The sequence below is a fragment of the Micromonospora sp. NBRC 110037 genome (assembly GCF_001652995.1).
In the GTDB taxonomy this organism is placed as follows: domain Bacteria; phylum Actinomycetota; class Actinomycetes; order Mycobacteriales; family Micromonosporaceae; genus Micromonospora; species Micromonospora chalcea.
Genome location: NZ_BBVA01000002.1, coordinates 2,226,550 through 2,239,844, shown reverse-complemented (window position 1 = coordinate 2,239,844; position 13,295 = coordinate 2,226,550). Strand labels below are relative to the sequence as shown.

General features: G+C 72.7%; 10 protein-coding genes. 8 read left to right on the top strand and 2 right to left on the bottom strand.

From position 1 onward, the window contains the following. Positions 1 to 19: 19 nt before the first annotated feature. Together A4R25_RS09180 and A4R25_RS09175 are read right to left on the bottom strand one after the other, a co-directional pair. A complete protein-coding gene (locus tag A4R25_RS09180) occupies positions 20 to 904 on the bottom strand; it encodes a WXG100 family type VII secretion target (RefSeq protein WP_064446313.1) in 885 nt (294 codons plus the stop codon). Continuing rightward, a complete protein-coding gene (locus tag A4R25_RS09175; RefSeq protein ID WP_064446312.1) occupies positions 901 to 1,311 on the bottom strand; it encodes a YbaB/EbfC family nucleoid-associated protein in 411 nt (136 codons plus the stop codon). The genes A4R25_RS09180 and A4R25_RS09175 overlap by 4 nt, the downstream gene beginning before the upstream one ends. A gap of 252 nt (positions 1,312 to 1,563) precedes the next feature. On the opposite strand from A4R25_RS09175, the gene A4R25_RS09170 reads away from it, so the two are divergent. From A4R25_RS09170 to eccB, 8 genes are all read left to right on the top strand, one after another. Beyond that, the gene (locus A4R25_RS09170; protein ID WP_064446311.1) at positions 1,564 to 1,884 is read left to right on the top strand and encodes a WXG100 family type VII secretion target; all 321 of its coding nucleotides are present in this window, start codon (positions 1,564 to 1,566) and stop codon (positions 1,882 to 1,884) included. 38 nt (positions 1,885 to 1,922) lie between these two features. Beyond that, entirely contained in the window at positions 1,923 to 2,225 is a 303-nt protein-coding gene (locus A4R25_RS09165; RefSeq protein WP_064446310.1) for a WXG100 family type VII secretion target, read from the top strand. Positions 2,226 to 2,360: 135 nt separating this feature from the next. Beyond that, on the top strand, positions 2,361 to 3,200 hold the full coding sequence (locus A4R25_RS09160) for a hypothetical protein (protein WP_064446534.1): 840 nt from the start codon (positions 2,361 to 2,363) through the stop codon (positions 3,198 to 3,200). Positions 3,201 to 3,242: 42 nt separating this feature from the next. Continuing rightward, entirely contained in the window at positions 3,243 to 6,149 is a 2,907-nt protein-coding gene (locus tag A4R25_RS09155; protein WP_064446309.1) for a hypothetical protein, read from the top strand. Positions 6,150 to 6,151: 2 nt separating this feature from the next. Beyond that, a complete protein-coding gene (locus A4R25_RS09150; protein WP_064446308.1) occupies positions 6,152 to 6,550 on the top strand; it encodes a hypothetical protein in 399 nt (132 codons plus the stop codon). Beyond that, entirely contained in the window at positions 6,547 to 10,506 is a 3,960-nt protein-coding gene (gene eccCa / locus A4R25_RS09145; protein ID WP_064446307.1) for a type VII secretion protein EccCa, read from the top strand. Before A4R25_RS09150 ends, eccCa begins: the two co-directional genes overlap by 4 nt. A gap of 13 nt (positions 10,507 to 10,519) precedes the next feature. After that, a complete protein-coding gene (eccD, locus tag A4R25_RS09140; protein WP_064446306.1) occupies positions 10,520 to 11,929 on the top strand; it encodes a type VII secretion integral membrane protein EccD in 1,410 nt (469 codons plus the stop codon). 6 nt (positions 11,930 to 11,935) lie between these two features. Then, positions 11,936 to 13,291 (top strand): type VII secretion protein EccB, encoded by a 1,356-nt coding sequence (gene eccB / locus A4R25_RS09135; protein WP_064446305.1) that lies wholly within the window; start codon positions 11,936 to 11,938, stop codon positions 13,289 to 13,291. The last annotated feature ends 4 nt before the right edge of the window (positions 13,292 to 13,295 follow it).

The window sequence follows — 13,295 nt, the reverse complement described above, 5'->3', positions numbered from 1 at the left end:
GCGACGGGTGGTGGGTGGCTCAGGCGCCGGTGATGATCGGCGAGGGCGTGCCGTCCGGCGCGTAGCTCAGGTACAGCGGCTGGTAGCCGGGGACGGTGGGGTCGGCGGCCGGGTTCTCCTTGACGACGAAGAATCGGCCCTGTCCGGGATCGATCTCCCTGCCGTCCGGGGTGGTGACAGGCGTTCCGGCCAGCGGGGTGATCGAGTCGTAGAGGTTCGCGTCCACCCGGGTGCTGCCGTCGGCGAACGGGTTGAGCGCGATCAGCCGGTACCCGTCGGGCAGTGGCCGGCCGCCGACGTGCGCGGTCGCGTACTCCGGCTTGGAGAAGTAGGACGAGATGGCCGGCGTGGCGGCGGTGACCGGGATCAGCGGCTCGGCGGGCTCCACCGGCAGCAGCGGCGTGCCCTGCTGCCGCGGAAGGAGCCTGGCCTGCTCGGGGACCGGCTCGCCGGCCGCCCGGCGGCGGGACAGCAGATGAGGCCGGCGCGGCTCACCCTCCGCGGCAGGCTCCGGCACGTCGCCGGTGGCCGCCGCCCGCATCGGGTACGCGGGGCGCCGCAGGCCGTCGAAGTCCTTTGCCAACATCCGGCTCACGTCGGCGGCGGCCTCGTCGGCCTCGCGGTACGCCCGGCCGCTCTCCTTCAGGCCCTCGGCGGTGTAGTGCAGGGTGCCCTTGACGCCGCCGATGATCGCTTCGAGGTTGTCCATGCCCTGCAGGAACTTCTCCGAGAACTCCTTGCCCATGTCGTCGTCGCCCCAGGCGTTGGAGTACCGGGCGCGCAGCGCGATCGCCTGGGCGAGGTAGGACTCGTAGAGCTGGACGTGCGACTCGTACGCCTTGCCGAGCCCTTCCACACCGTCCGGGTCGACCCACAACCGGCCGCCGGGATTGTTGCCGGTCATTCGGGTCCCCGGGTCAGGAGTTCCCGCACGCTCGTCACCATGCGCGGCTCCTTCGGCAGGAACGCGTCGGCGCCGGCCTGGCCCCGGACCAGCTTGTGGGCGTCGACACCGTCCGGCAGCATCGGCGCCAGCACGTCGGCCGCCTGGTTCATGACCTGTTCCTTGGCGTCGGCGTAGGTGTCGAGGACGAGCCGGGTCAGGTCGGCCGTGGTGAGCCGCTTGTGGGCGCCGGTGGGGAACTGGATGTCGGTGAGCACGCCGTTCTGGCCGACGGTGACGCTCACCTCGCGGCGCGGTGACGACGCGGTGGCCGAGAGCGCGCTCATCCGGGCCTGCATCTCCGTGAGGCTGTTGCGCTGCCGCTCGTACTCCTGGAACAGGCCTTCGATGCGCTCGCTGTAGTTCACGACGGACCACTCCCTCGACGTCGCCGTCAAGTGAAGACGGCGCGGCCGTCGCGCCGGAACTCCGGCCGGGCATCAGTGCATGAAAGTGCAACCACTTTTCCCGGCCTCCCGGCCGTCGCCGCCGGGCGCGGGGGCGCTGCCGTGCAATGTTGGGTGACGTTCGGACATGGCGGCGCGACGAAGTTGCGCCCGCACGGGGCGGCGGATCAACACTCTTCCCTGCCACCTTTCCCTGACATGAGGAGTCCGGCCGTGACGATGCCGAGCGTCAGCACCACCGAAGCGGGTATGCAGCGGGCTGCCCAGGAGTTCTCCGACAAGGCCACCGAGTTCACCAGCCAGCTGCGCGCGGTCAACGGGCAGATGGCCGTCCTGATCTCCTCCTGGACCGGCCAGGCGTCGCAGGGCTTCAACCAGGCCATGGACAACTGGGAGAACGCGTTCCAGCGGGTCATCAACGAGCTGCTGAACATGCTCGAGGTCATGGGCGTGACCACCAAGGGCTACCAGGCGGCCGAGGACGAGGCGTCGAGCGTGGCCAGCTCCTTCGGCGCGGCCCTGCCGGGCATCTGAGCCGTACCCCCGATCCCTGATCTCCCGAGAGGACTGACGTGTCCAACTACACCTTCGACTTCGTGCAGGCAGACGCCGTGCTGACCGACATGCACCGCATCAACGGCCAGATCCAGTCGTCGCTGGAGGAGATGGAGCGCACCGTCGAGGCGAGCCTCGCCCAGTGGACCGGTGCCGCCCAGCAGCAGTACCACGTCTCGAAGGTGGCCTGGAACCAGGCGGCCGACTCGATGGTGGGCTACCTGGAGCAGGCCCGGCAGACGCTGCTGCGGATCTCGGACAACTACGGCACCACCGAGCAGCGTCACGCCATGATCTGGAACGACGTCCGCGGCGGTTGATCCGCCGGGCGGCTGCCGCGGACGCGGCGCGGCAGTCTCCGTCGTCCGTCCCCGGCCCGGTGAGCTAGACGACCCGGGCCGCTGGGGTCTGCGCCTTCGTCCCGCCGCCGTCGACTCTCGAGTGGAGTGATCTCCTTGGCCCGCATTGACTGGGGATACGCCAGCCCCGAAGCCATCGCCGCGATGAACGCCTACGGCATGGGCGACGCCGCCATCGGGAAGCCGGAAGGCACCACTCAGGCGGCGTACGACTCCTGGATGGCCTTCTACAACAAGCACCAGAACCGGCGCACCGGCGTGGATTTCGACAGGTGGAAGGACGAGGTCCGCGCCGAGCACCCGGAGTGGATCGAGGCCCGCGAGTGGTACGACAAGAACATCCTCGACATCGACGGCTGGCGGAACCTCGTCAAGGAGTACAAGGCCAACATCACCGACCCGTCGAACGTGAAGCCGCCCGCGTTCACCGACAAGCCCGACTGGATCGACGAGACGAAGACCCCGACGAACTCGGGCTTCACCCCGCCGGGCATCAGCCCGACGTTCAAGGGTGACACCGCCTCGACCAGCGGCGTGGCCGTGAACACCGCCGCGCTGGAGTGGTTCGCCAACGAGGTGCTGGGCCGGATCACCGGTCCCGGGAACATCCTGCTCACCACCGTGGACCAGTTGAACGCTGTCGACCCGCGGCCCGGGGCCTTCGCCCGCGCGGAGGTGCTGCGGCAGGCGGTGGTCGGGGCGACCGCCCAGGACGGCGGCGTCAAGGGCGACACGAAGGACATGCTCGTCGACATGAACACGGCCCTCCTCGCCGTGCAGCACGCCCTGCTGAAGATGGCCGCCCAGTACAAGAACCTCGAAGAGCTGAACTCGCTGACCACGGAGAAGCTCAACGAGGTCATGGGTGACTCCTTCAAGGGCCTCGACAACCTGAGCACGTACGGCCAGAAGATCATCAAGACCGACGGCAACTAGCGCGGCCGGGCGGTTCTCGCCGCTCGCGAAGAGGGACGGGGCATGGGCAACGGTCTCGGTGAGAGCAAACTCGACGGGTGGAACGACCCCGCGGAGGAGGCAGGGACCTTCCCGCCGAAGGTGATTCCCGTCGGTGACCTGTACGACTACCGGACCTGGGCGACCGAGACCCGGGGCTGGCGCAAACTCGAGGCCGCGGTCAACGGGGGCGCCGCGGTGTTCAGCGAGGCGGGACTGCAGTACGCAGCCTCCCGCGTCAACGTCGCGTCGGTGGTCGAGGCGGCGCGGGCGTTCCAGGCGACGCAGGACCTGCTGATCTGGCTGGAACAGACCATCCGTACCGCTGTCGCCTCGATGGTCGGTGACGACAAGGCGTGGCAGGGACCCGCGGCCAGCGCGTTCCGCGACAAGATGAACTTCTACGCGGACCTGCTCGGCAAGCAGGCCGAGCACCTCGCCGGCGGCAAGGTCCCGGACTCCGACACCGCGTCGAACGCCATCAACTCCTCCCCGAACCTCACGTCGCTGCCGTCGCAGCTCTACGACGCGGCCAACCACCTCTCCTGGGCCCAGCAGACGATCGCCTACCTGGACGGCGAGTGGGCGAGGATCGCCTCCCAGAACGGCGTCGGCAGCGGCAGCGGCCCGGTGCCGATCAGCGGCACCGAGTACGAGAAGCCGATGGCGCAGCAGATGGCCGAGGTCGTCCACACCGTCGCCGAGCAGTACCGGATCACCACCGACAAGGCGAAGACGGCCGGGGTCACCATGCCGACGCCGAGCATCAGCATGCCTGCGACGTCGCCGTTCCCGACGCCGAACATCACCACGATGAACCTGTCGGCGCCTCCGACGCTCACCCCGCCGGTGTTCACCACGCCCTCCATCGGCGGCATCACCACCGCGCCCCTCACCGCGCCGCCGAACATCACCGTCCCCACGATCACGCCGCCGAACCTCGGCGGCATCGGCGGGCCGGGTCCCGGCCAGGGCCCGGGGACCGTCACCCCGCCGTCGTTCTCCGGCCCGGGCGAGATCGGCGGCCCCACCCCGGGCGGAGGTGGCGTCGGCGGCGGGCTGCCCGGCTTCGACGCCCCGGCGTTCAACGGCCCGGGCGGTATCGGCGGCGGGCTGCCCGGCGGCGGCGTACCGGGCGGGTTCGTCCCCGGGGCGGTGCCGCCGGGGATCAAGCCACCGGGCTCGGCGAATCTCGGCGGCGGCGGTTCGGTGAAGCCGCCGTCGTTCTCCGGCCCGGGCGAGGTCGGCGGTCCGAAGCCCGGAGGCGGAGTCGGCGGGGGCGCCGCCGGCGGCGGGTTCACCCCGCCCGGCGTTCCGGGACTCGGCTCACCCGGCGGCGCCGGCAACGGCGCCGGCGGCAGCCCCGGCCTGCCGGAGAAACCGGACGCGAACGGGCTGCTGGGCAACGGCAAGGACTTCACTCCCGGCGCGATCAGCGGCGTGGACATCCCGGCCGCCCCGGGCGGCGCGGTACCCGGTGGCGGCGGCTTCCAGTCGCCGATGATGCCGGGCATGCCCGGCGCCGGTGCTCCCGGCGCCGGTGGCGGCGGCGCACCCGCCGTTCCCGAGGCGCCGGACGCCAAGGGCCTGGTGGAAGGTGACGCGGCCGACTGGCAGTCGCCCGGGTTCGACGGCGTGCAGGTTCCCGGCGCGCCGTCCGGCGTGTCGTCCGGCGGCGCCGGGCTGGGCGCGCCCATGCCGGCCATGCCCGGCATGCCGGGTCCGGCAGGAGGCGCGAACGGTTCCGGCGCCACCGAGTCGCCCGACGCCCGAGGGCTGGTCAGCGGCGACGCCGACGACTGGCGGCCCGGCGTCGACGCCGGCGTGCCGGACGGGTCCGGGGGCGCGCCGGCCGGTGGCGACGGGCTCGGCGGCGTCGACGGGCCGCAGCTTCCCGCCACGTTGCCAGTGGCCTCGGACGTCGGCGTCGACTCGCCGGTGGCGGCGGCGCCGGCCGGCATGCCGATGATGCCCGGAGCGCCAGGCGCCCCCGGCACGGGTGCGCCCGCCGGTGGCGTGCCGGACGCGCCGGACGCCTCCGGGCTGATCGAGGCGGATCCCGGCGACTGGAGCCCGCCGGCCCCGGACACCGGAGCGCCGGACGCGCCGTCGGGCGCGGGAGCCGGTGGCGCGGGACTGGAGACGGCGGTCCAATCCGCGCCGGACGTGCCGCCGCCGGTCGCTGGTGACTCGTCCACCGACGGGGTCGCCGTACCCGAGGTGGTGGTCCTGCCCGGCCGGACGGAGGCGACGCCGGTGGCCGTCGGGACGCTGCCGCCCACGCCCGCCGGAACCACACCCCCGGCCAGGCCCGGCGCGTCCGGTCCGGTCCGGCCCGGCGAGGCCGGCCGGACCCCGGCCGCAGCAGCGGGCTGCTCGCCGGACGCGGACGTCGCGGCGGGGGAATCGCGCGACGGCGCCGAGCCGCCGCGTGCGTCCGTACCCGAGGCGGTCGCGCCACCGACAGTGATGGAGGCGCCGACGGCGGTGGAGCCGCCCACCGGTGAGGCGGGCGGCGGAGAACCGGACGAGGCGCGCCGCAAGACCGGCGGCGGCGTCCCGGTGGCGGACGTCGAGACCGTCGTGCTCCCCGGGGCGCTCGGGCCGGCGGCCGCGGGCGCGGTGGCCGGTCTCGCCGGCCGGAGCCCACGGGCGGGCGGCCCCGCCGACCCGGCCCGGGCCGGCACGCTGCGGCGTCGCTCCGGCCGCGACGAGGACCGGGAGCCCGCGGAGAGCGCCGACCCCGCCGCGGGGCTGCGCGAGGACGACTCCGTCTGGGGCGGCGACGGCGACACCCGCCACCACCCGGCGGACGACCACGTCCCGCTGGTCCGGCCGGACGAGGACCCGGACGACAAGGCCGGGTGGGACGACCTCAGCGACGCCGACTGGCTGACCGGCGCGCCCGCCGACCAGGGCACGGAAAGGTGAGCATGTCCGAGACACCGGGGCCCCGGCGTGCCGTGTGGCGACGGGTCCCGCCTGCGAAGGCGACCCGGCCGGCCGACGGCACGTCCGACTTCTTCAGCGCCGACCTGGACAAGATGCGCCGCTGCGGCGAGCCCGCGGCCAGCGACGCGGAGTTCATGGAGGCGCTCGCGACGGCGGAGAAGGAGGAGGCCGAACGCGCCGAGGCGTTCTGGGCCGAGCAGGAGCGGCGCCGCAAGGAGGAGCAGGAGCGGGCGGAGAAGGAGAAGAAGCGCCAGGCCGAGGAGGACGACGACGTCAAGGTGACCGAGCGCTACCGCAACGACCGGTACGCCGTGAAGCTGCTGCGCCAGGAGAACACCGCCTGGGGTGGCGACGACGCCGGGGTGGGGCGGCTCGGATGAGTACGGTCACCGTCAAGCGCCCGCCCCGCGCCACCGGCCCGGAGGCGCCGGAGGGCTCGATCGAGCTCCAGGAGCCGCCGCTGATGGCCGAGGAGGCCCCGCTCGACTTCCGCTCGTTCGCGATGGTCGTGCCGATGGGCCTCGGCATGGGCGCGATGCTCGCCATGTTCGGCCTCTACAACCGCGCCCCGATCATGTACGTGATGGGCGGCGCGATGGCCGGCGGCATGCTGCTCATGGGCGTCATGCAGATCGGCCGCGCGGCCGCCGAGCGTAAGCGCAAGATGCGCGGCGAGCGCCGCGACTTCCTGCGCTACATCGGGCAGCTGCGCAAGCAGGCCCGGGACGCGGCCGACCAGCAGCGCCGGCACGTCCTGTGGAACAACCCGCAGCCGGGCTGGCTGTGGTCGATCGCGATGGGCAGCCGGCTGTGGGAGCGCCGGCCCAGCCACGACGACTTCGGCCGGGTCCGCATCGGTCTCGGCCGGCAGGCCGCGATGCTGAAGTTCAACCCGCCCTCCACCAAGCCGATCGAGGACCTGGAGCCGCTGTCGTCGATCTCGCTGCGGCGCTTCTCCGAGGCGTACCGCACGGTGTCCGGCATCCCCACCTCCGTCGGACTGCCGAGCTTCACCAGCGTCGAGTTCGAGGGCGCCATCGACCCGGCGATCGACCTGGCCCGCGCCATGGTGGCGCAGCTGGCCACCTTCCACGCCCCGGACGAGCTGCGGATCGCCGTGCTCGCCGCCGAGGTGCACCGGGGCCCCTGGGAGTGGGTCAAGTGGCTGCCGCACAACGCGCACCCCACCGCGTACGACGCGGCGGGCCCGGTCCGGATGTTCGCCGGCAGCCACGACGCGCTGATGGACATGCTCGGCCCCGAGATCACCGACCGGGGCGACCACGACCGGGCCGTGAAGCCGACCACGAGCGAGCCGTTCCTGGTGATCGTCGCGCACCTGGTGGACCTGCCGGACAGCTCCCGCCTGCTCGGCGCGGGCATCCGCAACGTGGTGCTGCTCGACCTGACCGGCGCGATGCCCGGCGGCCCGAAGGTGCTGAGGCTGACCGTCACCGATGACACCGTGGAGTTCCCGGCCGGCGCGACGACCGGCACGGCCAGGCGCGACGGGCTCGACGAGACCCAGTGCGAGGCCCTGGCCCGGATCATCGCGCCCAAGCGGACCAGCGGCACGCTGGAGGTCTCCGACGAGCCGCTGGACACCAGCTTCGAGCTGACCACGCTGCTCGGCATCCGCGACGCGATGACCTTCGACGTGCAGGCGCTGTGGCGGACCCGGACCCCGCAGCGCAACCGCCTCATGGTGCCGATCGGCGTCACCGAGGAGGGTGAGGTCATCGAGCTGGACCTGAAGGAGTCCGCGCAGGGCGGCATGGGACCGCACGGCCTGCTCATCGGCGCCACCGGCTCGGGCAAGTCGGAGCTGCTGCGTACCCTCGTCTGCGGCCTAGCCGCGACGCACAGCTCGGAGATCCTCAACCTGGTGCTCGTCGACTTCAAGGGCGGCGCCACGTTCCTCGGCATGGACAAGCTGCCGCACACCTCGGCGGTGATCACCAACCTGGCCGACGAGCTGCCGCTCGTCGACCGGATGCAGGACGCGCTCAACGGCGAGATGACCCGGCGGCAGGAGATGCTGCGCGCCAGCGGCTACGCCTCGCTGTTCGACTACGAGAAGGCGCGCGGCAACGGCGCGCAGCTCGTGCCGTTCCCGGTGCTGCTGATCATCGTGGACGAGTTCAGCGAGCTGCTGTCCAGCAAGAGCGAGTTCATGGACCTGTTCGTCTCCATCGGGCGGCTCGGCCGGTCGCTCGGCGTGCACCTGCTGCTCGCCTCGCAGCGCCTGGACGAGGGGCGGATCAACCGGGTCGAGGGGCACCTGTCGTACCGGCTGGCGCTGCGCACGTTCTCCTCGATGGAGTCCCGGTCGGTGATCGGCGTGGGCGCGGCGTACGAGCTGCCGCCCGAGCCCGGCAACGGCTACCTGAAGGTCGACACCACGAACCTGGTGCGCTTCAAGGCGGCGTACGTCTCCGGCGCGTACACCGGAACCGGCCGCCTCAGCGGCGTCGCCGACGCCGACGACGAGCTGGCCGCCGACGTGGTGCCGTTCACCACCCGGCAGGTCGCCGCGCGCCACGACCCCGGCCGGGACCGCCCGGCCGAGCAGGCCGAGGAGCCCGGCGTGGACGCGGGCGGGCCGAGCCTGGTCGAGGTGCTGCTGGACCGGCTCGCCGGCTCCGGCCCGCCGGCCCGCCAGGTCTGGTTGCCACCGTTGTCCAGTGCGCCCAGCCTGGACTCGCTTATGCCGAGCGTGCTGCCCGACCCGGTGCGCGGCATGACCATCGACGACCCGCTCGTCCAGGGCGGTCTGCGGGTGCCGGTCGGCGTGGTGGACCGGCCCGCCGAGCAGCTGCGCGAGCTGCTGGTGGTGGACCTCAACGGCGCGGACGGCCACGTCGGCATCGCCGGCTCCCCGCAGAGCGGCAAGTCGACGCTGCTGCGCAGCCTGATCCTCGCGCTGTCGCTGGCGAACACGCCCCGCGAGGTGCAGTTCTACGGCCTCGACTTCGGCGGCGGCGGTCTCGCCTCGATCTCCGGCCTGCCGCACGTCGGCTCGGTCGCCACCCGGATGGAACGCGACCGCGTCGTCCGTACCGTCGAAGAGGTCCTCCAGGTCATGGAGAAGCGGGAGGCGGAGTTCGCCCGGCACGGGCTCGACTCCATGTCCAGCTACCTCGCCAAGGTCGCCGAGGGGGTGATCGAGGACAGCTTCGGGCACGTCTTCCTGGTCATCGACGGCTGGTACACGATGAAGCAGGACTTCCAGGAGCTGGAGCAGAAGTTCCAGGAACTCGCCTCGCGCGGCCTGTCCTTCGGCGTGCACGTGATCGTCACCGCGACCCGCTGGTCGGAGCTGCGCACCTGGATGCGGGACCTGCTCGGCACCAAGCTGGAGCTGCGGCTCGGCGACGCGATGGAGTCCGAGCACGGCTCCCGCAAGGCGGCCACCGTGCCGAACCAGGTCGGTCGCGGCCTGACCGGGGGCGCGCTGCACTTCCTGGCCGCGCTGCCCCGGATGGACGGCAGCTCCGCGGTGGGCGACCTGGCCGAGGCGACCAAGTCGGTGGTCGAGGAGATCGGCACGTTCTGGCCCGGCCCGACCGCCCCGCCGGTACGGATGCTCCCGGCGCACCTGATGGTCGAGACGCTGCCGCCGCCCGAGTCCGAGTTCAAGGTCGTCATCGGCCAGGACGAGCAGCGTCTCGCCCCGGTCTGGCACGACTTCATGGCCACCCCGCACATGCTGGTCTTCGGCGACAGCGAGACCGGCAAGACCAACATGCTCCGGCTCGTGCTGCGGGCCATCCAGCAGCACTACCCGCCGGAGCGGGCGAAGGTCGTGCTCGGTGACTCACGGCGCGACCTGGACACCGCGATCGGCGCCGCGTACCAGGTGGGCTTCGCGTTCACCGGCGACAAGATGTTCGAGCTGGCCGGCCAGACGTCGGTCTCGATGAACCGGCGGCTGCCGGGGGCGGACGTCTCGTCGGAGCGGATGCGCAAACGCGACTGGTGGGAAGGGCCGGAGCTGTTCGTCATCGTGGACGACTACGACCTGATGACCAAGGGCACCGGCATGGGCTCGACGCTCGACCCCCTCCTGCCGTTGCTGGCCCAGGGCACCTTCATCGGCCTGCACGTGATCGTGGCCCGGAGCACCTCCGGCGCGATGCGGGCCATGATGGACCCGGTGATCCGGCGCATGTGGGAGCTGGGCACGCCCGCCACGCTCTTCTCCTACCCCAAGGAGGAGGGCAAGTTCCTGGGCGAGGCGAAGGCCCGCCAACTGCCGCCGGGGCGCGCCCAGCTCGTCACCCGGCGCGGCGTACGTCTGATGCAGACCGGTTTCGTGTCGGACACGGCCCGATGAGAGAGGCTCGCTGGTGAGCGCAGCGCTGAACGACCAACTGTGCCGGATCACCGTGGTCGGCCCGGCCCGGCGGGCCGACCTGGCCGTGCCGGCCCGGATGCCGGTGGCGAACCTGATGCCGCTACTGGTGCGGCACACCACCGAACTGTCCCGGGTTCCCGACGGCGACGTGCCCGACGAGTCGTGGGTGCTGCAACGCCTCGGCCAGGCGCCGTTCGAGCTGTCCGGCACGCCGGAGAGCCTGGACTGGCTGGAGGGCGAGGAGTTGCACCTGCGCCCCGCGCAGGACCCGCTGCCCGAACTCGACTTCGACGATCTCGCCGAGGGCGTCGCCACAGTGGTCAACCGGCGGGCCGACAGGTGGCAGCCGGAGTACCGTCGGGTGCTGTTCCTGGTGCTCTCCCTGGTGGCGATGGGCCTGATCGCCGCCGTACTCGTGGACCGGGGCCCGGTGCTGCCCCAGGTGATCGCCGGCGCGGTGCTCGCCGCCGGCCTGTTCACCGCCGCGATCGTCAGCGCCCGCCAGCAGACCGACGGCGCTTTCCCGCTGCTGTTCGGCGGCGGCGCGGCGTTCTTCGCGGCGGTCGCCGCGTCCAGCGCCGTCGACGGCGACCCCGACGGCGTGGCCTGGAACGGCGACGCCGCGCTGGCCGCGGCCGTCGCGATCGTCACGGTCACCGCGTTCCTGCTCGTGGCGCAGCGTACGGTCACGCCGGTCATGCCGTACGCCCCGCTGCTGATCGTCGCGCTGACCGCCGCGATGGTGGTGCTCGTGCTGCTGGCCGGCGCCGGGTTCCAGCTCACCGCGCCGAAGGTCTCCGCCGTCGCCGTCTCGGTGATCCTCGTGCTGATCGTGATCGCGCCCCGGGCGGCGGTGAAGCTGGCCCGGCTGCGCGGCCCGCAGCTGCCCAAGACCGGCGCCGACATGTCCTACGACATCGAGCCGGAGGACTCCGACCTGGTCAAGGCGCGGGCCGACGAGGCGGACACCTACCTGACCGCCTGCATGACCGCGTCCGCGCTGGTCCTGCCGGTGCTGCTGCACCACACCATGCAGGTACCGGGCTGGTCCGGCTGGACGCTGGTGCTCGTGACATCGAGTGCAATCCTGTTGCGCTCGCGTACCTTCTTCGGTTTCTGGCAGCGGATCGCCCTGGTGGCGGCCGGTACCGTCGGCTATCTCATGGTGGCCCTCATGTTCTCCGACACGCTCGCCCCGACCGGCCGGTACGTGCTGCTCGGCGGGCTCGTCGCCCTCCTGGTGCCGCTGGTGATGGCCGCGCTGCGGCCGTGGCCGCGGCGCATGCTGCCGTTCTGGGAGTACACCGCGGGCGGGCTGGACGTCGCCACCGGCCTGGTCGTGCTGCCGGTGCTCGCCCAGGTGCTGGGGCTCTACGCCTGGGCCCGCGGACTGTTCGGGTAGCCGACCGTGCAGACCCAGCGCGACCATGTGCACGCCCACCAGTTCATGATGGGCCGGCTGAGCTCCGCCCTGGTGCAGGGCGACCCGTCGACGGCGGAGATCCCCGGTCGGCGCGCCGTCACCGGCCTGGCCTTCGGCGTGCTCATCAGCGTCCTGGTCGTGGCCGGGTTCGCCGTCTACGGCTGGATCGTGCCCGGCGGCAGCAAGGCGTACACCAAGGCCGGCGTGATCCTGGTGGAGAAGGAGAGCGGCACCAGATACGTCTACCTCGACGGGATGCTGCGGCCGACGCCGAACCTGACCTCGGCGATGCTGATCCAGGGCGGCTCCGCCACCGTGAAGCTGATCTCCCAGGAGTCGATCAAGGACGTGCCGCGCGGACCGTCCATCGGCATCGACGGCGCGCCGCAGTCGATCGCCACCGGCGCGATGGTCGCCGGGCCGTGGCTCGCCTGCCTGCCCGGATCGGTCGCCGACACCCCCGGCGACCGGCTCGGCCTCAACCTCGACCCGCGTGCGGAAGCCACCGCGGTACCGGCCGACCGGTTCGTGGTGGTCCGCGACGCCGCCGGGCCGACCTACCTGGTGACCGCCGATCGCAAGTTCCGGGTCGGCGACCCGGCCGTGCTCGTCGCGCTCGGCGCCACCACGACCCGCCGGGTGCCCGCGCCGGAGAACTGGCTCGCCTTCCTGCCCGACGGGCCGGCCCTGACGCCGGCCACGATCCCCGGTGAGGGCCGGTCCGGCCGGGTCGGCGACCGCACGTACCCGGTCGGCACGCTGTTCCGCCAGCAGCCCGACACCGGCGCGGAGCAGTTGCTGGTGCTGCGCAGCGACGGCCTGGCCCCGCTGAGCCGCACCGAGTTCCTGCTCGCCACGGCCACCACCGGCGCGAAGGCGATCGAGCTGACCGCCGCCGACCTCGCCGCCGCGCGCATGTCGACCGACCGGTCGCTGCTGACCCGGCTGCCCGACCTGACCGGCCTCACCCCGCAGGAGCCCGCCCCGAACGCGCTGTGCCTGCGGCAGAGCGCGGTGGACGGCACGCGGTTCGCCAGCACCGCCGTCCTCGTCCCGCTGGACCGCTCCGGCGTCGGCCCCGCCGGGCAGGCGTCGGTACGCACCCGGCCGGGCAGCGGCATGGCCGTGCTCCCGGCGCCCTTCGACTCGGACAGGGTGGCCCCCCTGCCCACCTACATCGCGGACGACGGAAAGGCGTACCCCGTCGGCGACCAGGACTCGGCGAAGGCGCTGAAGCTCGACCGGGTCCCGCACGTGCCCTTCCCGAAGGAGTTGCTCGCGTTGCTGCCGCAGGGCCCGGCGCTGAGCCTGAGGGCCATCGCGGCCGCGGAAGTGGGGTAGGTCG

What these genes read in the sequence shown, in the direction of transcription:
- A4R25_RS09180 (WP_064446313.1), bottom strand. Translation starts at nt 904, where the DNA reads ATGACCGGCAACAATCCCGGCGGCCGGTTGTGGGTCGACCCGGACGGT.
- A4R25_RS09155 (WP_064446309.1), top strand. Translation starts at nt 3,243, where the DNA reads ATGGGCAACGGTCTCGGTGAGAGCAAACTCGACGGGTGGAACGACCCC.
- A4R25_RS09150 (WP_064446308.1), top strand. Translation starts at nt 6,152, where the DNA reads ATGTCCGAGACACCGGGGCCCCGGCGTGCCGTGTGGCGACGGGTCCCG.
- eccCa (WP_064446307.1), top strand. Translation starts at nt 6,547, where the DNA reads ATGAGTACGGTCACCGTCAAGCGCCCGCCCCGCGCCACCGGCCCGGAG.